The organism is Streptomyces sp. NPDC090445 (assembly GCF_044769385.1).
Lineage (GTDB): Bacteria > Actinomycetota > Actinomycetes > Streptomycetales > Streptomycetaceae > Streptomyces.
Map to the genome: position 1 here is coordinate 79,722 of NZ_JBIVXV010000003.1, position 19,794 is coordinate 99,515.

Consider the following 19,794-nt stretch of genomic DNA (forward strand, 5'->3'; position numbering starts at 1 on the left):
TCAGCCCACCTCCGCGGCCGCGCACACCGCACGGCAGATCCGGGCGACGTCGGCGTCACCCGTCACGAACGGCGGCATCGTGTACACGAGGTCCCGGAAGGGGCGCAGCCACACGCCCTCGCGGACCGCGGCCGCCGTCGCCGCCGCCATGTCCACCTCGTGGTCCAGCTGGACCACGCCGATCGCGCCCAGCACGCGTACGTCCCGGACGCCCGGCAGCTCCCGGGCCGGGGCGAGGCCCTCCAGCAGCCCCGCCTCGATCCGCTTGACCTCGCGCTGCCAGTCCTGGCCGAGGAGCAGCTCGACCGAGGCCAGCGCCACGGCGGTGGCGAGCGGGTTGCCCATGAACGTCGGCCCGTGGGCGAGGACCGGCACCTCGCCCCGCGAGATGCCGGCCGCCACCCGCTCCGTGCACAGCGTGGCCGCCAGGGTGAGGTAGCCGCCGGACAGGGACTTGCCCAGGCACATCACGTCCGGGGTGATCCCGGCGTGGCCGGCCGCGAACAGGGCGCCGGTGCGGCCGAAGCCCGTCGCGATCTCGTCCAGGACGAGCAGGACGTCGTACTCGTCGCACAGCTCGCGCAGGACCCGCAGGTAGCCCGGGTTGTGGAAGCGCATGCCGCCGGCGCCCTGGACCACCGGCTCCACGATCACCGCGGCCAGCTCGTCGGCGTGCGCGGCGATCAGGGAGCGCAGGTGGGCGACGTAGGCGGGGTCCACCGGCGCGTCGAAGCCGCCCGGCGGGACGTCCGCGAACACCTGCCGCGGCAGGACCCCCGACCACAGCTCGTGCATGCCGCCGTCGGGGTCGCAGACGGCCATCGGCGTCCAGGTGTCCCCGTGGTAGCCGCCCCGCCAGGTCATCAGCCGGGTCTTGGACCGCCGGCCGGTGGAGCGCCAGTACTGCAGGCACATCTTCGCCGCGACCTCGACGGAGACGGAGCCCGAGTCGGCGAGGAAGACGTGCTCCAGGCCGGCCGGGGTGATCTCGACGAGCTTCGCCGCCAGCCGGACGGCGGGCTCGTGGGTGAGCCCGCCGAACATCACGTGGGACATGCGTCCGAGCTGGTCGGCCGCCGCCGCGTTGAGCACCGGATGGTTGTAGCCGTGGATCGCCGACCACCAGGAGGACATGCCGTCGACCAGCTCGTCCTGCCCCTGCGAGGGTTCGGCGAGCCGCAGCCGCACGCCCGAGGCGGAGGAGACGACCAGCGGCTCCTGCCGCCCCGGCATCGGGCCGTACGGGTGCCAGACGTGCTGCCGGTCCAGCGCGAGGAGTTCGGCGGCCGGCAGCGGGACGTGCGGGTCAGGCATTGGGGGCGAGGTCCGTCCCCGCGCCGCGGCGGCGCACCGTCACCAGGTCCGAGCGCAGCTCGCCGGCCGGGGCCTGCGCGAGGACGGGATCGGCCTCGACCGGGGCGGCGGGCTCGGCCTCACCACCGGCCTCACCGCCGGCACCGGCAGCGGCACCGGCCTCGGCCTCGGCCGCGGGCTCGTGTGCGTGGCCGGAGCAGCCGCCGCACGCCGAGCCGCAGCCGGCCTCCGCGGCCACGGAACCGCACGGTCCGTGCGCCGGGGCCGCCGCGTCCGCCCGGTGCGCGGGGAGGGTCTGCGTGCCGGCGCCCTCCACCTCGAAGCCCGCGTCGGCGATCATGTCGAGGTCGGCCTGGCCGGCCTGGCCCTCGCTGGTGAGGTAGTCGCCCAGGAAGATCGAGTTCACCACCTGCAGGGCCAGCGGCTGCATGCTGCGCAGGTGCACTTCGCGGCCGCCCGCGAGCCGGACCTCGATGTCGGGGCAGACGAACCGCACCATCGCGAGGATGCGCAGGCAGCGCTGCGGGGTGAGGTTCCACTCCTTGGCGAGCGGCGTGCCCTCGAACGGGATCAGGAAGTTGACCGGCACCGAGTCCGGGTCCAGCTCGCGCAGCGAGTAGACGACGTCGACCAGGTCCTCGTCCGTCTCGCCCATGCCGGCGATCAGGCCGGAGCAGGCGGACAGGCCCGCGGCGTGCGCCTTCTGCACGGTGTCGACCCGGTCCGCATAGGTGTGGGTCTGGGTGATCTGTCCGTACGTCGCCTCGGACGTGTTGAGGTTGTGGTTGTAGGCGTCGGCGCCCGCGTCCTTCAGGCGCTCCGCCTGACCGTCCGTGAGCAGGCCCAGGCAGGCGCAGACCTCGACGCCCTCGTTCTGCTCCTTGATGGCCTCGATGGTCTTGCCGACGCGCTCCACGTCCCGGTCCGTCGGGCCGCGCCCGCTCGCCACCAGGCACACGCGCTTGGCGCCGCCCGCGACACCGGCCGCGGCGGCCTTCGAGGCCTCGTCCGGCTTCAGCCAGGTGTACTTGAGGATGTCCGCCTTCGAGCCCAGGCGCTGGGAGCAGTACGAGCAGTCCTCCGGACAGAGCCCGGACTTCAGGTTGACCAGGTAGTTCAGCTTGACCCGACGCCCGAACCACCGGCGGCGCACCTTGCCGGCCGCGGCCACCACGTCGAGCAGTTCGTCGTCAGAGGTCGCCAGTACGGCGAGGGCCTCTTCGCGGGTCGGCAGCTCGCGCCGCAGTCCCTTGTCCACCAGGGTGTTCAGCAGATCCATGAGGGCGATCCTGGACCACGCGACCACTCCCGGCCAAGGAGAGATCGCACAACATGGCCGGAACGGAGTGTGTGTATTGCCACACCAGACACTCGGGTATCGGCCGTTAGGGTCGGGCGACGCCTGTGGACAGCCGACAAATCGCGAGGACCAGATGCCCCAGCAGAGCCGCGAGCCCGAGGACGTGTTCGCGTGGATCGATGCCGCCGAACGGGCCAGGGAGCAGGCCGGGCTCGTGCGGACCCTGCGCCCGCGTCCCGCCGACTCGCCGCTGCTCGACCTCGCGAGCAACGACTACCTGGGCCTGTCCCGGCACCCGGAGACCGTGCGCGGGGCCTGTGAGGCGGCCGCCCGGTGGGGCGCCGGGGCCACCGGATCGCGCCTGGTCACCGGTACGACCGAGCTGCACGGGGAGCTGGAGCGGGAACTCGCGGACTTCTGCGGTTTCGAGGCCGCGCTCGTGCTGTCCTCCGGCTACGCGGCCAACCTCGCCGCCGTCACCGCGCTCAGCGACCGCGGCACCCTCGTCGTCTCCGACGCCGGGAACCACGCCTCCATCGTCGACGGCTGCCGGCTCTCGCGCGCCGCGACCGCGGTGACCCCGCACGCGGACCCGGAGGCCGCGCTCAAGACGCTTGCCGCGCACGAGGGACGGGCGCTGCTGGTCAGCGACTCGGTGTTCTCCGTCGACGGGGACGCGGCGCCGCTCGCCGGCTACGCCGCGGCCTGCCGCGAGGAGGGTGCGGCGCTGGTCGTGGACGACGCCCACGGCCTGGGCGTGCTGGGCGAGGGCGGCCGCGGCGCGCTGCACGCCGCCGGACTGGCGGGCGCGCCCGACGTGGTCGCCACGCTGACGCTCTCGAAGTCCCTGGGCAGCCAGGGCGGTGCCGTCCTCGGCCCCGCCAAGGTGATCCGGCACCTGGTCAACACGGCCCGGACCTTCATCTTCGACACCGGTCTGGCCCCGGCCGCCGCGGGCGCGGCGCTGGCGAGCCTGCGGCTGCTGCGGCGCGAACCGGAGCGCGCCGGGCAGGCCCGCGAGGTGGCCCGCCTGCTGTACGGGCGGCTCACCGCGTCCGGCCTGACCGCGGCCCGGCCGGACGCGGCCGTGGTGTCGGTGCGGGCCCCGTCGGCCCCGGCGGCACTGCGCTGGGCCGCCGACTGCCGCGAGGCGGGTCTGTCCGTGGGGTGTTTCCGGCCGCCGTCGGTGCCGGACGGCATCTCCCGGCTGCGGCTGACCGCCCGGGCCGATCTCACGGGGGACGAGATCGACCGGGCCGTCGAGACGATCCTGCGGACCGCCCCGGCCGGGGCGACGGACGCGCCCTAGGGCGTCATACGGGCACGTCGGCCCGTACCGAGGCGAGGAAACCCGCCCAGGCCGGCCCGGTGAAGAGCACAGCCGGGCCGTCCGTCCTCTTGGAGTCGCGGACGGCCAGCAGGCCGCCGCCGAGGACGGCGGTTTCCACGCAGTTGTTCATTCCGGTACTGCGGCTGCTCCGCCGCCACCGGGCTCTGGTCAGAAGTCCGCCGGGGGAGAGGGGGGTTGCGGACACGGGGGTGCCTCCTTACGCGTCGTCAGCCAGGGAGCTGATGAGATCCGACGAGTCCTGGGGCGGGAGGGCGTGCGCCTGGATGGTGCGGAACGCGGCGCTGTACGCCTCGAGGTCTTCCTTCCGCTCCAGATAGAGGCTACTCGTCAAATGGTCGAGTACCACCACATCCAGATCGGCAATGTTCGGAAATGAGAAGATGACGAACGGTCCGGTCAGGCCGAGATGGCCCCCCACGCTGAACGGCAGCACCTGCAGCCGCACTTGGGGCAACCGCGTCACCTCCACCAGGTGTCGCAGCTGCGCCGCCATCACCCCCGGCCCCCCGATCTGCCGCCGCAGCACCGCCTCGTCCAGGACGGCGCTCAGCTCCAGCGGCGGATCGGCCCGCAGCACCGCCTGCCGGGCCAGCCGTACGTCGACCAGCGCGTCCACCTTCGGCTCCGGCAGCCCGCCCAGCGCGGCGCGGGTCACGGCCCGGGCGTACTCGGCGGTCTGCAGCAGGCCGGGCACCACGGAGAGCTCCACGGTGCGGGCCGCCCGGGCGCCCGCCTCCAGGCTGATGAAGTCCCGGTACTCCTGCGGGAGCAGGCCGCGGTAGTCGTGCCACCACTGGCGGCCGCGGCCGTTGCCGCCGCCGGGTCCGGGACCGGCGGCCGAGACCGAGAGGGCCTCCAGCAGGGCGCGCTGCTCGGGGCTGACGACCTCTCCGTAGGCGTCGAGCAGGCGGCCGATGTCCTCCGGTTTCACGCCGCTCCGGCCGGTTTCGATGCGGCTGATTTTCGACTGGTGCCAGCCCATGATGCGCGCCGCCTCGCCACTGGTGAGTCCGGTACGGTCGCGCAGGGTGCGCAGTTCCTCGCCGAGCTTGCGCCGACGCACCGCGGGGCCATGCTGCATACCCGCCTCCTTCCACCGGCACAGCTCGCACCAGTCTGCCGTCCAAATACGCTCTTCCGTAGCAGAGTTCACCGCATTGGGCGACAGATATATGCATATCTTGGGTGAACGGCCGCTCCCACGGGACGATGGGTGGCACTCTGGCGTCCAGCACAGACCCGGGGCGGTTCCGCTCCGGTGGGAAAGGGACCGTCGCCATGGCAGACCACCAGGAAGCATCCGTCACTCTGCCGAGCGATCCCGCCTCGGTCGCCGCCGCCCGCCGCTACGTCGCGGACGTCCTCCTCGAATGGGGGCTGCCGGACGGTGCCGACACCGCCGACAGCGTCCGGCTGATCGTCTCGGAGCTGGCCACCAACGCCGTGCAGCACACCTTCGGGCAGTCGCCCACCTTCACCGTCGAAGTCCGGCTGGAGCGGGGCGAGTGGCTCCGGGTCGGGGTCACCGACAGCCACCCGCGCTGGCCGCGGCGGCTCCCGGCCGCCGTCCAGCAGGACAACGGCCGGGGCATGGTCATCATCCGCTGGCTCACCGCGGAGGCGGGCGGACGGCTCTCGGTCAGCCCCACCGAGGACGGCGGCAAGACGGTGTGGATCGCCCTGCCCTGGCCGGCCGGGGCCCCGGCCCGCACCGCCGGCACGTGCTGACGCCGGCCGGTGCCCTGAGCGCTCCGCGGGAGGGGCTGCGATGGGCCGGCGGTCGCCTGCGGGCCCGTTGCGGCCGGTCGCGCAGTTCCCCGCGCCCCTTCGGGGCGCTGCCGAACCGCAGCCGACTCCGCCGCGACCGCTCAGCCGCGCTCGGAGGCGCTCCGCTCGATGCACAGCTCGTTGCCCTCCGGGTCGGCGAGCACCGCCCAGCCCGTCACGGCGGACCAGAACGAGGCGGTTGCGTAAGGGTCCAGGGCGTCGGAGGTGATGTGGCGTACCGGATTGCGGAACATGCGACTCCTCCGGGGCGGCTCCCGGGTGCCCGTATACGGAACCGGCCGTAGCCGACCCGCAGGGCGAACCGGGTGCCTGCACGAAACGTGGGTTAACGCGACGGAAAAGCGCGCCGCCTAGCGTGGGCGGCCGCGGCCTTCCGTCAATGATCACCCATCCGCCGGCAAAGAGCCGGTACTCGGGACGGAAAGCCTTCCTCTGTATGGGGCAAGACCCGCTTGGCTCGGAAATGTGCAGGTCAACAGAGAGTTGACGGCCGTTAGGGTCGCCTGGGCCCCTCGCCCGACCCTTCCCGGAAGCTGGTGATACGCGTGCACCTCACCCCGCACGAGCAGGAGAGACTGCTCATCCACGTGGCCGCGGACGTGGCCGCGCGGCGCAAGGCGCGCGGAGTCCTCCTCAACCACCCCGAAGCGGTGGCCCTGATCACCTCGCACATCCTCGAAGGGGCCCGGGACGGGCGGACCGTGGCCGAGCTCATGGCCTCCGGCCGCACCGTGCTCGGCCGCGCCGACGTGATGGAGGGGATCCCCGAGATGATCCACGACGTCCAGGTCGAGGCGACCTTCCCGGACGGCACCAAACTCGTCACCGTCCACGACCCGATCGTCTGAAGGGCAGCAGCCGCATGATCCCCGGCGAGATCGTCCACGGGGACGGCCCGGTGCGCCTGAACGAGGGCCGCCCCGTCACCCGCATGACCGTCCTCAACTCCGCCGACCGGCCCGTCCAGGTCGGCTCGCACTACCACTTCGCCGAGGCCAACCCCGGCCTCGACTTCGACCGCCCGGCCGCCCGCGGGCTCCGGCTGAACATCGCCGCCGGCACCGCCGTCCGCTTCGAGCCGGGCATCCCGGTCGAGGTGGAACTCGTGCCGCTCGGCGGACTGCGCGCCGTGTGGGGGCTGCGCGGGGAGACCGGGGGGCCGCTCGATGGCTGAGCTGGAACGCGGGGCGTACGCCGACCTCTTCGGGCCCACGACCGGGGACCGGATCCGGCTGGCCGACACCGACCTCTTCGTCGAGATCGAGGAGGACCTCTGCGGCGGCCCGGGGCGCTCGGGCGACGAGGCCGTCTTCGGTGGCGGCAAGGTCATCCGCGAATCCATGGGGCAGGCCCGCACCACCCGGGCCGAGGGCGCCCCCGACACGGTGATCACGGGAGCCGTGGTCCTCGACCACGGGGGCATCGTCAAGGCCGACATCGGCATCCGCGACGGCCGGATCTGCGGCATCGGCAAGGCCGGCAACCCGGACACCATGGACGGCATCGACCCCGCCCTCGTCATCGGCCCCGAGACCGAGGTCATCGCGGGCAACGGGAAGATCGTCACGGCCGGGGCCATCGACGCCCACGTCCACTTCATTTCCCCGACCGTCGTCGAGGAGGCCCTCTCCTCCGGCATCACCACCCTGGTCGGCGGCGGCACCGGACCTGCCGAGGGCACCAAGGCCACGACCGTCACCCCGGGCTCCTGGCACCTTGCCCGCATGTTCGCGGCGCTGGAGGCCTACCCGGTCAACATCGGCCTGCTCGGCAAGGGCAACACCACCTCCCGCGAGGCGATGCACGCCCAACTGCGCGGCGGCGCACTCGGCTTCAAGATCCACGAGGACTGGGGGGCCACCCCGGCCGCGATCGACGCCTGCCTCGGCGTCTGCGAGGAGACCGGGGCCCAGGTCGCGATCCACACCGACACCCTCAACGAGGCCGGATTCGTCGGCGACACCCTCGCCGCCGTCGCCGGACGGACCATCCACGCGTACCACACCGAGGGCGCCGGCGGCGGCCACGCCCCCGACATCATCACCGTGGTCTCCGAGCCGAACGTGCTGCCCAGCTCCACCAACCCGACCCGGCCGCACACCGTCAACACCGTCGAGGAGCACCTCGACATGCTGATGGTCTGCCACCACCTCAACCCGGCCGTTCCCGAGGACCTCGCCTTCGCCGAGTCCCGGATCCGGCCCTCCACCATCGCCGCGGAGGACGTCCTGCACGACCTCGGCGCGATCTCCATCATCTCCTCCGACTCCCAGGCCATGGGCCGCGTCGGCGAGGTCGTGCTGCGCACCTGGCAGACGGCCCACGTGATGAAGCGCCGGCGCGGCTTCCTGCCCGGCGACGGGCCCGCCGACAACCACCGGGCCCGCCGCTACGTCGCCAAGTACACAATCAACCCGGCCGTGGCACAGGGGCTCGCCCGCGAGATCGGCTCGGTGGAGACCGGCAAGCTCGCCGACCTCGTGCTGTGGAACCCGGCCTTCTTCGGGGTCCGGCCCGAGACCGTCATCAAGGGCGGCCAGATCGCGTACGCGCAGATGGGCGACGGCAACGCCTCCATCCCCACCCCGCAGCCGGTGCTGCCCCGCCCGATGTTCGGCGGCCGCGGCCTGGCGCCCGGACGCAACTCCGTCAACTTCACCGCGCAGGCCGCCCTCGACGACGCCCTGCCCGAACGGCTCGCACTCGGCAAGGAGTTCGTCCCCATCGAGACGACCAGAAAGGTGACCAAGGCAGACATGCGCAACAACGACGCCATGCCGAGGGTCGAGGTCGACGCCGACACCTTCACCGTCACCATCGACGGCGAGGCCGTGGAGCCCGCGCCCGCCGCGGAACTCCCCATGGCCCAGCGGTACTTCCTCTTCTGATGGGACGCGCCGCACTGCTCGTCCTCGCCGACGGCCGCTTCCCCGCCGGAGGGCACGCCCACTCCGGCGGGGCGGAGGCCGCCTGCAAGGCGGGCCGGATCCACGACGCCGCCTCCCTGGAGGACTTCTGCCGCGGCCGCCTCCACACGGCCGGGCTCACCGCCGCCGCCCTCGCCGCGGCCGCCGCCCTCGGGCTCGACCCGGCCGTGCTCGACGCCGCCGCCGACGCCCGCACCCCCTCGCCCGCGCTGCGCACCGCCGCCCGGCGGCTCGGCCGGCAGTTGCTGCGGGCCGCCCGCGCCACCTGGCCCGCCGCCGAACTCGAATCCCTCGCCGCGGCGTTCCCGCGCGGGGCGCACCAGCCCGTGGTGCTCGGGCTCACCGCCCGGGCGGCCGGGCTCGGGCCGCTGGACGCCGCGCACGTGGCGGCGTACGAGAGCATCGGCGGGCCGGCCACCGCCACCGTGCGGCTGCTCGGCCTGGACCCCTTCGAGGCGAGCGGCGTCCTGGCCCGCCTCACCCCCGAGCTCGACGACGTGGCCGACCGGGCCGCGCGGGCCGCGCACCGGGCCCGGGCCGAAGGACCGGACGCCCTGCCCGCGGCCTCCTCGCCGCTGCTGGACATCGCGGCCGAGATCCACGCCGGCTGGCCGGTACGGCTCTTCGCGTCCTGAGGGACCCGACGGCTGCGACGGCTCCATCGGTTTCACCGGCTCCACCGGCTCCTACGCCCCGGCCGCACCGGCCGCCCCGGGCGTCCCCCACGCCACCTGACCACCTCCACGACCACCGGGAGACCCACCCATGCACCTCGACCACGGCACGGCCTACCCCGAGCGCCACACCCACAGCGCCGCGCCCCGCCGGGCGGACGGCTCGCGCCGCGCCCTGCGCATCGGGCTCGGCGGACCCGTCGGCTCCGGCAAGACGGCCACCGTCGCCGCCCTCTGCCGGGCCCTGCGCGCCGAAGTGTCCATGGCCGTCGTCACCAACGACATCTACACCCGTGAGGACGCCGAGTTCCTGCTGCGCGAGGCCGTGCTGCCGCCGGAGCGGATCACCGCCGTGGAGACCGGCGCCTGCCCGCACACCGCCATCCGCGACGACATCTCCGCCAACCTGGAGGCGGTGGAGGAACTGGAGGAAGCCCACCGGCAGACCGCCCCGCTCGGCCTGATCCTCGTCGAGTCCGGCGGGGACAACCTGACCGCCACCTTCTCCCGCGGACTCGTCGACGCCCAGGTCTTCGTCATCGACGTGGCGGGCGGCGACGACATCCCGCGCAAGGGCGGGCCCGGCGTCACCACGGCCGACCTGCTCGTCGTCAACAAGACCGACCTCGCCCCCCACGTCGGCTCCGACCTGGACCGGATGGCCCGCGACGCCGCCGAGCAGCGCGGCGGACTGCCCGTCACCTTCCAGTCCCTGCGGGGCGCTGACGGGATCGCCCCGGTGGCCGCCTGGGTGCGGGAGCGGCTCGCCGCCTGGGCCGTACGGTGACCAGCGCGCCCCCCGCCGCCCCGCCCGCCGCACCTCCGGCATCCCCCGCCCCGCCTGCCACAGCCCCCGCCACAGCCCCCGCCCCGCCCGCGGCGACCGGGCTGCGGGCCACCGCCCGGATCCGTGCCGCCGCCGACGGCCGCGGCGGCACCGCCCTGCCCGTGCTCACCGGCGAGGGGCCGCTCGCGCTGCGCCGCACCCGGGGCACCGGAGCCGAGGCGGGCGTCATGCTGGTCGGCGCCATGAGCGCCCCGCTGGGCGGCGACCACCTCGCGGTGGAGGCCGACGCCGGACCCGGGGCACAGCTCGCCCTGGCCTCGGCCGCCGCCACCCTGGCGCTGCCCGGCCGCGGTGGCGAGCCCGCGCGGTACGACGTGCGCATCACCGCGGCCGAGGACGCGGCGGTGCGCTGGCTGCCCGAGCCGCTCGTCTCGGTGCGCGGCAGCGACCTGCGGGTGCGGACCCGCGCCGAACTCGCCCCCGGCGCCCGGCTGCTGCTGCGCGAGGAGCAGGTGCTGGGCCGTACGGGGGAGGAGTCGGGCCTGCTGCGGAGCCGGCTCACCGTGGTCCGGGACGGGCGCCCGCTGCTGGACCAGGAGCTGGCCTGCGGCCCGGGCGCGCCCGGCGGCTGGGACGGCCCGGCGGGGCTCGCGGGGCACCGGTCGGTCGGTCAGCTCCTGGTCGTGGACCCGCGGTTCGCCCGGGAGGCGCCGGCCGCCGCGGTGCTGGGGGAGTTCGCCGCGGTCACCCCGTTGGCCGGACCCGCCGTGCTGGTCACGGCACTTGCGCCGGACGCGCTGCGGCTGCGCGGTCTCCTCGACGCGGCGTGTCGCACGTACGGCTGGTGACCGCGGGGCGAAGCTGGGACGAACCAGACACCGCTGAGCGGTACATGCCGTGCCGGTTATCGGGTTGGCAAAGAACATGACCTTGACCTGTTGTCAGGTGTAGGTCAGGCGAAAAGATCCCCTGTAGATGCGCACGACCTACGCACGACCAACCCGACGTGACCCGGCCGCTTCCGGCCGGACCTGATCCAGGGGGAACGACCACGTGATACGCAATGCAGCGCTGGGGAGCGCTGCCACTCTGATCACCGGAGCACTCGCCGCCGGCCTGCTGCTGGCCCCGCCGGCCGCCGCGGCGACCACGGGCAACAGCGCGGTCCCGGAGGCGCTCGGCGTCCAGATCGCCGCTGCGCGGGCCGCCCGGGCCGGCATCGAGTGGAAGGACTGTCCTGCCGACTGGGGCCTCGCCGCCCCCATCCAGTGCGGCTGGGTCAAGGTTCCGCTCGACTACGCGAAGCCGTTCGGCAAGACCATCGACATCGCGGTGGACCGTGCCGTCAGCACCGGCACCAAGGAAGAGCGCCAGGGCGCGCTCCTCTACAACCCCGGCGGCCCCGGCGGTTCCGGCATGCGCTTCCCGCGCCGGTCCACCACCGGCTCCGCGCTGTGGGTGAACACCGCCAAGGCGTACGACTTCGTGGGCTTCGACCCCCGCGGTGTGGGCCACTCGACGCCCATCTCGTGCGTCGACCCGCAGGAGTTCGTCAAGGTTCCGAAGGCCGACCCGGTCCCGGACACCGAGGCCGACAAGACCGCCCAGCGCAAGCTCGCCGCGGAGTACGCGGACGGCTGCAAGGAGCGCAGCGGCGAGATGCTGCCGCACATGACCACGCCGAACACCGCGCGCGACCTGGACGTCATCCGCGCCGCGCTCGGCGAGAAGAAGCTGAACTACCTCGGCGTCTCGTACGGCACGTACCTCGGCGGGGTCTACGCGACCCTGTTCCCGACGCACGTGCGCCGCATGATCGTCGACAGCGTCGTCGACCCGTCGACGGACAACATCTGGTACGAGGCCAACCTCGGCCAGGACGTCGCCTTCCAGATGCGCTGGAACGACTGGCAGGCGTGGGTCGCCAAGAACGACGCGACCTTCCACCTCGGCGACACCCCCGCCAAGGTCGAGGCGAAGTGGCAGCAGCTGCGCGCCCAGGCCAAGGCCAAGCCGCTCGGCGGCGTCGCCGGCCCGGCCGAGCTGATCGGCTTCTTCCAGAGCGCCCCGTACTACGACTCCTCGTGGGTCCCGGTCGCGCAGGCCTTCAGTGCCTGGGCCGCCGGTGACGAGAAGCCGCTGATCGAGGCCGTCACCCCGGACCTGTCCGACACCGCCGGCAACGCCGCCTCGGAGAACAGCAACGCGGTCTACACTGCGGTCGAGTGCGCCGATGCCAAGTGGCCGACCAGCTGGTCGAAGTGGAACCGGGACAACACCGAGCTGCACAAGAAGTACCCGTTCCTGACCTGGTCGAACGCGTGGATGAACCTGCCCTGCGCGACCTGGAAGTCCAAGCAGCACACCCCGATCGAGGTCGGCGCCAAGCGCGGCCTGCCGCCGGTGCTGATCGTCCAGGCCGAGCGTGACGCCGCCACCCCGTACAAGGGCGGTGTCGAGCTGCACCGCCGCCTCGCCGGCTCGCGCCTGATCACCGAGAAGGCCGCCGGCTCGCACGGTGTCACCAGCCTGGTGAACCCCTGCATCAACACCCGGGTGGACGCCTACCTGCTGCAGGGCAAGGTCGACGCCAAGGACGTGGTGTGCGATCCGCACGCCGCCCCGGTCGCGCCGGCCCCGGCCGCCGCGAAGTCGCTGACGAAGGCCCCGGCGTCGGACTTCCCGGCGCGCGAGGAGCTGCCGGCCGTCCGGTAACCCCGGCGGACGGCACTGCGGCCCGCGGCGGCGGTCCCCCCGCCGCCGCGGGGCGCAACAGGTGTGACGGGAGAAGGCTCAGCGCGTTCTGCGCCGGGCCTTCTTCCGTGCTTCCTCCTCCTCGGCCTTGACCTCGCCGGCGTACCGGTCGACGTACTCCTGGCCGGACAGGTCGAGGACGGCGTACATGATCTCGTCGGTGACCGCCCGCAGCACCGCCCGCTCGCCCTCCATCCCGGCGTACCGCGAGAAGTCCATGGGCCGGCCGAAGCGGATGGTGACCCGCCGGACCTTCGGGATCTTCTTCCCGGGCGGCTGGATCTCGAAGGTGCCGAGCATCGCGCACGGGACGACCGGCACCCCGGCGCCCAGCGCCATCGCCGCCACCCCCACCTTGCCCTTGTACAGCCGACCGTCGTGCGAGCGGGTGCCCTCCGGGTAGATGCCCAGCAGCTCGCCCCGGGCCAGCACGCCCAGCCCCTCGCGGAGCGCGGCCTGCCCGGCGTCCCGGCCCGACCGGTCCACCGGGATCTGCCCGGCGCTGCGGAAGAAGAACGCGGTCAGCCGGCCCTTCAGCCCCGGCCCGGTGAAGTACTCCGCCTTGGCGAGGAAGGTGATCCGCCGCTTCAGGATCGCGGGCATCAGGAAGTGGTCGGAGAAGGACAGGTGGTTGCCGGCGACGATCGCGGCCCCCTCGGCCGGGACGTTCTCCAGCCCCTCGATCCGCGGCCGGAACAGCAGCCGCAGCAGCGGGCCGAGGAACACGTACTTGAGCAAGTGGTAGAACACCAGGCCGCTCCCGTCGCTGTCCGGTTGTCACCGCCATCGTACGGACAGCAGTCGCCGGACCGGAGGGGTCGCGCGCGGGTGGGCACGCCGCGCGGACCGCGCCGCGCCGCGTTCAGGTCAGTTGTTGCCGGCGGCTGCCATTCCGGCGGTGAGGACGCCCAGCACCACCCAGCCGAACCACAGCCAGCCATTGCTGCCGAGCGCCACGGAGTACGTCGCGACGGCCACCAGGGCGGCGAAGGTCATCACGGCCATCGCCTTGACGGAACCGGTCATGCCCCATGGTGGCCCCGAAAGCGGGTCGGGCGCTACTGGCCACGCGTGCGCAGCGAGGCGAGATAGGCGTTGTACGCCTCCAGCTCCCGGTCGCCGTCGCGCTCCGCGGCCCGGTCGGCGCGCTTCGCCGCCCGCTGCTCGGAGTGGTACCACTGGTACATCAGGGCGATCAGCACCAGCACCGAGGGGATCTCGCTGAAGGCCCACGCGATGCCGCCGCCCCACTGCTGGTCGAGCAGCGGGTCGATGCCCAGGGAGGCCGGCGGGTTCCGGTACGTGCCGATCATCGGCTCGCTCGCCATCATCAGCGCGATGCCGAAGAAGGCGTGGAAGGGCATGCCGGCGAAGAGCTCCAGCATCCGCATCACGTAGCCGGGGCGGTGCGGGCCCGGGTCCACGCCCATGATCGGCCAGAAGAAGACCAGGCCGACGGCCAGGAAGTGCACCATCATCCCGATGTGCCCGGGCTTGCTCTCCATCAGGAAGTCGAAGAGCGGGGTGAAGTAGAGGGCGTAGAGGCTGGCGATGAACATGGGGATGGTGAACGCCGGGTGGGTGATGATCCGCATGTAGCGGCTGTGCAGCAGCATCAGCAGCAGCTCACGGGGCCCCTTGCGGCCGCGCCCGGCCGGCGGCAGCGCGCGCAGGGCGAGCGTCATCGGCGCGCCCAGCAGCAGCAGGATGGGGGAGAGCATGCTGATCACCATGTGCTGGACCATGTGCACGCTGAACATGACCATGCCGTAGTCGTTCAGCTTGGTGCACATCACCAGGGCCACGCTCAGCACGCCGGCGGTGAAGGCCACGGTCCGGCCCACCGGCCACGCGTCCCCGCGCCTGCGCAGCCGCACCACGCCCCACACGTACAGGCCGAGGCCCAGCAGCGAGCCGATCAGGAAGAACGCGTCGAAGGAGAACTCCAGGCCCCGCCCGAGGGTGAACGGCGGCAGGTCCATGTTGTGCATGTCCATGCCGTGACCGCTGTGATCCATCTGTCCACTCCTCTTGACCTGTGGTGCCCCACCACAGTAGTGCCGCCCCCGGACGCGGCTGCGTCCGGGGGCGGTTCCACAAGAGGGGAAAAGGTCACAGAACGGTCTGCGCCTCGTCGTACCGCTGCGCGGGCACGGTCTTGAGGGTGGACGTGGCCTCGGAGAGCGGCACCATCACGATGTCGGTGCCGCGCAGCGCGGTCAGCATCCCGAACTCGCCGCGGTGCGCGGCCTCCACCGCGTGCCAGCCGAAGCGGGTGGCGAGGACCCGGTCGTACGCGGTCGGGGTGCCGCCGCGCTGGACGTGGCCCAGGATGACCGGGCGGGCCTCCTTGCCCAGGCGCCGCTCCAGCTCGACGGCGAGCAGGTTGCCGATGCCGGCGAAGCGCTCGTGGCCGTACTGGTCGGTGCCGCCCTCGGTGAAGTCCATGCTGCCGGGGCGCGGCTTGGCGCCCTCGGCGACCACGACGATCGCGAAGCGCTTGCCCGCGGAGAACCGCTCGCCGACGATCCGCGTCAGCTCCTCGATGTCGAAGGGGCGCTCCGGCACGACGATCGCGTGGGCGCCGGCGGCCATGCCCGAGTGCAGGGCGATCCAGCCGGTGTGGCGGCCCATGACCTCCACGACCATCACGCGCTGGTGCGACTCGGCGGTGGTCTTCAGCCGGTCCAGGGCCTCGGTGGCGACGCCGACGGCCGTGTCGAAGCCGAAGGTGACGTCGGTCGAGGCGATGTCGTTGTCGATGGTCTTCGGGACGCCGACGATCGGCAGCCCGGCCTGCGACAGCAGGTTCGCGGCCTTCAGGGTGCCCTCGCCGCCGATCGGGATGATCGCGTCGAGGCCGAGGTCGGCCACGTGGCCGCGGGCCCGCTCCACGCCGTCCCGCAGGTGGGCGGGCTGGACACGGGAGGAGCCGAGGACGGTGCCGCCACGGGCCAGGATGCCCGCGACCGAGTCGAGGTCGAGCTTGCGGTAGTCGCCCTCCAGCAGGCCCTTCCAGCCGTCGTGGAAGCCGATCACCTCGTCGTCGTGGTCGACGACGGCGCGGTGGACGACGGAACGGATGACGGCATTGAGGCCGGGGCAGTCGCCGCCGGAGGTGAGCACGCCGATGCGCATGGCAGGGAACCTTTGCAACGTGGGCCGACGACCGGACCACGTCGTCCGGTTGGAACTACCCGTCACCCTACTAGCGGATCGGCACCCCGCTGAACCAAGCTCCACATGCTGGTCATGATCGTCGTACAAACGCACCTCGGCCCGGACCCCCCAAGGGAATCCGGGCCGAACGCAGGCTCGCGCGCGGGTTGCGCGGGCCGCGGAGGGGCTGTGCGGACTGCGCCGGCTACGCGGGCTGCGTGGCCGACGCGATGCGCTCCGCGCGGAGCGCGTCGTACCACCGGTCGTCGATGGGCGGCAGCGCGTTGACGTCGAGGGCCAGCTTCAGCAGCAGGTCCGCGATCAGCGGGTTGCGGGCCATGACGGGGCCGTGCATGTACGTGCCGAACACCGTGTCGTTGTACGCGCCCTCGGTGCCGTCGCCGGTGCCGTTGCCGCGGCCCAGCCGGGTGCGGGCGAACGGCTTGGCCGACGGGCCGAGGTGGGTGACGCCCTGGTGGTTCTCGAAGCCGGTCAGCTGCGGCAGGCCCAGCTGCGGGTCGATGTCGGCCAGCACGTCGCCGACGCACCGCTCGCCCTCGCCGCGGACGGTGACGACGTCCAGCAGGCCGAGGCCCTGCTGGCGCTCGCCCATGTCGTTGACGAACTCGTTGCCCAGGATCTGGTACCCGGCGCAGACGGAGAAGACGATCGCCCCGTTCGAGACGGCCCGCTCCAGACCGCCGTCGCGCACCAGGCGCTCCGCGGCCAGGCGCTGCGGGCGGTCCTCACCGCCGCCGATCAGGTAGATGTCGCCGGACGTCGGGATGGGCTGGTCGCTGCGCACGTCCACGCGCTGCACGTCCAGGCCGCGCTGGCGCGCCCGGCGCTCCACGACGAGAACGTTGCCCTGGTCTCCGTACGTGCTGAGCAGGTCGGGGTAGACCCACACCAGACGCAGGCTGTTGTCGCTCATGCTCATGTCCTCTGGGTTCCGATCCCGGTGCTAGTTGCCGACCCGGCGGCGGACGTCCTGGAAGGCGGTGTAGTTGGCGATCAGCTCGATCTGCCCGGGCGGCGCCAGCTGCACGGCCTCGTCGAGGGTGTCGCAGACCCGGAAGTCCAGGCCCGCGACCTCCAGGCGGACCGCCAGGTCCAGCCTGCGGTCGCCGATCACGAAGATCGGGTGGCCGGCGAGGCGCGGGTAGTCCACGTCCCACAGCCAGGAGGTGTCGGTGCCGTCGGCGCCGCGCGCGTTCACCGACAGGATCACCGGGGCCGGGGGCCCGTCGATCAGCGAAAACGTTTCGAGCCAGCCCGCCGGGTTCTTCGCGAGCAGCAGCCGCAGCTCACGGCCCTGGAAGGAGACCACGTCGTAGCGGCCGGCGACGGCCTGCACCTGGTACATCCGCTCCAGCGCGACCTGCGGCGGCACGCCGAAGACGGCGGCCACGGCGGCCGAGGTGGCCGCGTTCGCCTTGTTGGCGCGGCCCGGCAGCTGGAGGTGGATCGGCCACGCCGAGCCGTGCGGGTCCAGGACGTGGTCGCCGGAGAGCACCCAGGTCGGGGTGGGGCGGCGGAAGCCGCACTCGCCGCAGAACCAGTCGTCGCCGGGGCGCTGCATCACACCGCCGCAGGAGGGGCACGACCAGGCGTCGTCCTTCCACTCCTGGCCGGCGGCGACCCAGACCACGTTCTGCGAGGACGAGGCCGCCCACACGATCAGCGGGTCGTCGCAGTTCGCGACGATGACCGCCTTGGAGCCCGTGAGGCCCTCGCGCCACTTCTCCGCGAGCATGCGGGTCTCGGCGGCGCGGTCCAGCTGGTCGCGGGAGAGGTTCAGCAGGGCGATCACCTTGGGGGTGACGTCCCGGGCCACTCCGGCCAGGTACTTCTCGTCGACCTCGATGACGCCGTACTTGGAGTCCGAGCCGCCCGCGAGGGCGGAGGTGATGCCCGCCGGCATGTTCGCGCCGAGGGCGTTGGAGACCACCGGGCCGCTGGCCCGCAGGGCCTCGGCGATCAGGCGGGTCGTCGTGGTCTTGCCGTTGGTGGCGGAGACGAGGACGACGTCGAGATGCTGCGCGAGCGCTCCGAGGAGATCGGGGTCGAGTTTGAGTGCGACCTTGCCGCCGATCACCGATCCGCTTCCGCGTCCCGCGGCCCGCGACACCGCCGCCGCGGCCCTGCCTGCCGTCACGGCCAGTTTGGCCCGCGGCGAAAGCGGCTCTGTGTTGCCTGCCATCGTCCCTTGTCCTCCTTGCGTCGACCGGCCCCAGCCTATCCAGTACCGGCGGGGGCCCTGACCGCGGCGCCCCAGGTCGCCGCGGATCTCCTCATATATTCGCCCGTCGTACCCTTACGGCCATGCGACAGCGCGTCATCCCCGGGACCACCGGAAACGTCCGCACCATGAGCCTCCTGGGCGAGCCGGTGCTCCATTCGGCCTGCGCGGAGGTCACCGACTTCGGCCCCGCCCTCGACCGGCTGATCGAGGACATGTTCGCCACGATGTACGCGGCCCAGGGCGTCGGCCTCGCCGCGAACCAGGTCGGGGTCGGGCAACGGGTCTTCGTCTACGACTGCCCCGACGACGAGGACGTCCGGCACGTCGGCCACATCGTCAACCCGCGCCTGGTGGAGGCCGACGGGGACGAGTTCCTCGGCCCGGAGGGCTGCCTGTCGCTGCCCGGCCTGGAGGCGGGCACGGCCCGGTTCGACCGCGCCGTCGTCGAGGGCGTCACCTCGGACGGCGCACCGGTGCGGATCACCGGCACCGGGTTCTTCGCCCGCTGCCTCCAGCACGAGTGCGACCACCTCGACGGCACGGTCTACGCGGAGCGGGTCACCGGGCTGCGGGCCCGGCGGCTGCGCCGCGCGATCCGCAGGACGCCGTGGGGTGCGCGGGGCGCGCACGCCCTGGACGCCTGACCCGCTCGTTCCGTTTCGTCCCGTTCCGTTCCGGCCGCCCGTCGGCCGGTCGGCCGCGGCGGCTAGAAGCCGGGCCCGTCGGCCCGGTCGCCCGCCGTGGCCAGCCGGCCCCAGAGCAGGTCGGTCAGGCCGGACACCAACTCGGCGCGCCCGCAAGGGCGTTCGCCGAGCCACCAGTCCCCGGCCGCGTGCATCATGCCGACGATCCCGTGCCCCCAGATGCGGGCCAGCCGCTCCCCGTCGGGCCCGAGGTCCACGCGCTCGCTGATCACCTCGGCCAGCTCCTCGCCGAGCCGCCGCAGCAGCGGCGCCGAGTGCCGGCCGACGTCGAAGCCGGGCTCGGCGCTGTGCGAGTCCTCGGTGGGGTGCATCAGGAACCGGTAGACCTGGGGCCGGGCCTCGATGGCCGCGAGGTAGGTGTCGAGGGTGGACTCGACCCGGCGCCGGCGCTCGGCGGGCGCGTCGAGTGCGGCCCGCAGCGAGTCGAGCAGGCCGTCCGTGTGCCGGACGGCCAGGGCCTGGTAGAGGCCGGCCTTGTCGCCGAAGTGCCGGTAGAGGATCGGCTTGGTGATGCCGGCCTCCGCCGCGATGGCATTCATGGATGCCTTGGGGCCGTCCCTGAGGACGACCCGGTCGGCCGCTTCGAGCAGCTCCCGCCGGCGGCGCTCGGCCGTTCCCGGTTCGCCGGCCTGTTGCGTGGTCTCCATGACGTGTTCTCTCCCCGCCCTTGCGATGGTGCGTGACGCCCACGCAACGTAACACCCCACGCACCTCGGCCACCGAATCGGCCGCGCCGCGGGCCGCCTCGCTTGACAGTCGCTACTCGCCGGTAACAGACTGTCGCCACCGTT

22 protein-coding genes are annotated in these 19,794 nt (G+C 73.1%); 10 read left to right on the forward strand and 12 right to left on the reverse strand.

The features are described from left to right. The gene (locus ACIQUT_RS08455; protein WP_403560783.1) at positions 1-1,314 is read right to left on the reverse strand and encodes an adenosylmethionine--8-amino-7-oxononanoate transaminase; all 1,314 of its coding nucleotides are present in this window, start codon (positions 1,312-1,314) and stop codon (positions 1-3) included. Then, positions 1,307-2,593, reverse strand: coding sequence for a biotin synthase BioB (bioB, locus tag ACIQUT_RS08460; RefSeq protein WP_403560785.1), 1,287 nt, complete (start codon positions 2,591-2,593; stop codon positions 1,307-1,309). Before bioB ends, ACIQUT_RS08455 begins: the two co-directional genes overlap by 8 nt. A gap of 154 nt (positions 2,594-2,747) precedes the next feature. Here bioB and ACIQUT_RS08465 point away from each other — a divergent pair, with 154 nt between their 5' ends. After that, on the forward strand, positions 2,748-3,923 hold the full coding sequence (locus tag ACIQUT_RS08465; RefSeq protein ID WP_403560787.1) for an 8-amino-7-oxononanoate synthase: 1,176 nt from the start codon (positions 2,748-2,750) through the stop codon (positions 3,921-3,923). 4 nt (positions 3,924-3,927) lie between these two features. Here ACIQUT_RS08465 and ACIQUT_RS08470 read toward each other — a convergent pair whose 3' ends face one another. After that, positions 3,928-4,149 carry a DUF397 domain-containing protein gene (locus ACIQUT_RS08470; protein ID WP_403560789.1) on the reverse strand — a complete coding sequence of 74 codons (222 nt, stop codon included), beginning with the start codon at positions 4,147-4,149 and terminating at the stop codon, positions 3,928-3,930. 12 nt (positions 4,150-4,161) lie between these two features. Then, positions 4,162-5,046 (reverse strand): helix-turn-helix domain-containing protein, encoded by an 885-nt coding sequence (locus tag ACIQUT_RS08475; RefSeq protein WP_403560791.1) that lies wholly within the window; start codon positions 5,044-5,046, stop codon positions 4,162-4,164. A 197-nt stretch (positions 5,047-5,243) separates the two neighbouring features. On the opposite strand from ACIQUT_RS08475, the gene ACIQUT_RS08480 reads away from it, so the two are divergent. Beyond that, complete coding sequence (locus ACIQUT_RS08480; RefSeq protein ID WP_403560792.1) at positions 5,244-5,693, forward strand: ATP-binding protein; 450 nt, start codon at positions 5,244-5,246, stop codon at positions 5,691-5,693. 140 nt (positions 5,694-5,833) lie between these two features. Here the strand turns inward: ACIQUT_RS08480 and ACIQUT_RS08485 are convergent, their stop codons facing one another. Next, positions 5,834-5,986 (reverse strand): hypothetical protein, encoded by a 153-nt coding sequence (locus ACIQUT_RS08485; protein WP_403560794.1) that lies wholly within the window; start codon positions 5,984-5,986, stop codon positions 5,834-5,836. Positions 5,987-6,298: 312 nt separating this feature from the next. Between ACIQUT_RS08485 and ACIQUT_RS08490 the strand changes: the two genes are divergently transcribed. From ACIQUT_RS08490 to ACIQUT_RS08520, 7 genes are all read left to right on the forward strand, one after another. Beyond that, positions 6,299-6,601 carry an urease subunit gamma gene (locus ACIQUT_RS08490; RefSeq protein WP_360637513.1) on the forward strand — a complete coding sequence of 101 codons (303 nt, stop codon included), beginning with the start codon at positions 6,299-6,301 and terminating at the stop codon, positions 6,599-6,601. Positions 6,602-6,615: 14 nt separating this feature from the next. Beyond that, a complete protein-coding gene (locus ACIQUT_RS08495; RefSeq protein ID WP_179177811.1) occupies positions 6,616-6,927 on the forward strand; it encodes an urease subunit beta in 312 nt (103 codons plus the stop codon). Further along, positions 6,920-8,641, forward strand: coding sequence for an urease subunit alpha (locus ACIQUT_RS08500; RefSeq protein WP_403560797.1), 1,722 nt, complete (start codon positions 6,920-6,922; stop codon positions 8,639-8,641). The genes ACIQUT_RS08495 and ACIQUT_RS08500 overlap by 8 nt, the downstream gene beginning before the upstream one ends. Then, entirely contained in the window at positions 8,641-9,315 is a 675-nt protein-coding gene (locus tag ACIQUT_RS08505; RefSeq protein ID WP_403560799.1) for an urease accessory protein UreF, read from the forward strand. The genes ACIQUT_RS08500 and ACIQUT_RS08505 overlap by 1 nt, the downstream gene beginning before the upstream one ends. A gap of 130 nt (positions 9,316-9,445) precedes the next feature. Continuing rightward, positions 9,446-10,141 (forward strand): urease accessory protein UreG, encoded by a 696-nt coding sequence (gene ureG / locus ACIQUT_RS08510; RefSeq protein WP_403560801.1) that lies wholly within the window; start codon positions 9,446-9,448, stop codon positions 10,139-10,141. A 101-nt stretch (positions 10,142-10,242) separates the two neighbouring features. Next, positions 10,243-10,989, forward strand: a complete 747-nt coding sequence (locus ACIQUT_RS08515) for an urease accessory protein UreD (protein ID WP_403561639.1) — start codon at positions 10,243-10,245, stop codon at positions 10,987-10,989. Between the two features lie 205 nt (positions 10,990-11,194). After that, entirely contained in the window at positions 11,195-12,856 is a 1,662-nt protein-coding gene (locus ACIQUT_RS08520; RefSeq protein WP_403560803.1) for an alpha/beta hydrolase, read from the forward strand. A gap of 78 nt (positions 12,857-12,934) precedes the next feature. Here the strand turns inward: ACIQUT_RS08520 and ACIQUT_RS08525 are convergent, their stop codons facing one another. From ACIQUT_RS08525 to ACIQUT_RS08550, 6 genes are all read right to left on the reverse strand, one after another. Continuing rightward, positions 12,935-13,645, reverse strand: coding sequence for a lysophospholipid acyltransferase family protein (locus ACIQUT_RS08525; protein WP_403560805.1), 711 nt, complete (start codon positions 13,643-13,645; stop codon positions 12,935-12,937). 117 nt (positions 13,646-13,762) lie between these two features. Next, the gene (locus ACIQUT_RS08530) at positions 13,763-13,921 is read right to left on the reverse strand and encodes a hypothetical protein (protein ID WP_360633659.1); all 159 of its coding nucleotides are present in this window, start codon (positions 13,919-13,921) and stop codon (positions 13,763-13,765) included. A 32-nt stretch (positions 13,922-13,953) separates the two neighbouring features. Then, entirely contained in the window at positions 13,954-14,913 is a 960-nt protein-coding gene (locus ACIQUT_RS08535) for a cytochrome c oxidase assembly protein (protein ID WP_403560807.1), read from the reverse strand. 94 nt (positions 14,914-15,007) lie between these two features. Then, positions 15,008-16,033 (reverse strand): 6-phosphofructokinase, encoded by a 1,026-nt coding sequence (locus ACIQUT_RS08540; protein ID WP_403560809.1) that lies wholly within the window; start codon positions 16,031-16,033, stop codon positions 15,008-15,010. 226 nt (positions 16,034-16,259) lie between these two features. After that, positions 16,260-16,988, reverse strand: a complete 729-nt coding sequence (locus ACIQUT_RS08545) for a type 1 glutamine amidotransferase (RefSeq protein ID WP_403560810.1) — start codon at positions 16,986-16,988, stop codon at positions 16,260-16,262. A gap of 30 nt (positions 16,989-17,018) precedes the next feature. Continuing rightward, on the reverse strand, positions 17,019-18,257 hold the full coding sequence (locus ACIQUT_RS08550; protein WP_403560812.1) for a MurT ligase domain-containing protein: 1,239 nt from the start codon (positions 18,255-18,257) through the stop codon (positions 17,019-17,021). Positions 18,258-18,379: 122 nt separating this feature from the next. On the opposite strand from ACIQUT_RS08550, the gene def reads away from it, so the two are divergent. Beyond that, positions 18,380-18,943 (forward strand): peptide deformylase, encoded by a 564-nt coding sequence (gene def / locus ACIQUT_RS08555; protein ID WP_403560814.1) that lies wholly within the window; start codon positions 18,380-18,382, stop codon positions 18,941-18,943. 62 nt (positions 18,944-19,005) lie between these two features. On the opposite strand, the gene ACIQUT_RS08560 is transcribed toward def, so the two are convergent. Next, entirely contained in the window at positions 19,006-19,650 is a 645-nt protein-coding gene (locus ACIQUT_RS08560; protein ID WP_403560816.1) for a TetR family transcriptional regulator, read from the reverse strand. Positions 19,651-19,794: the final 144 nt, after the last annotated feature.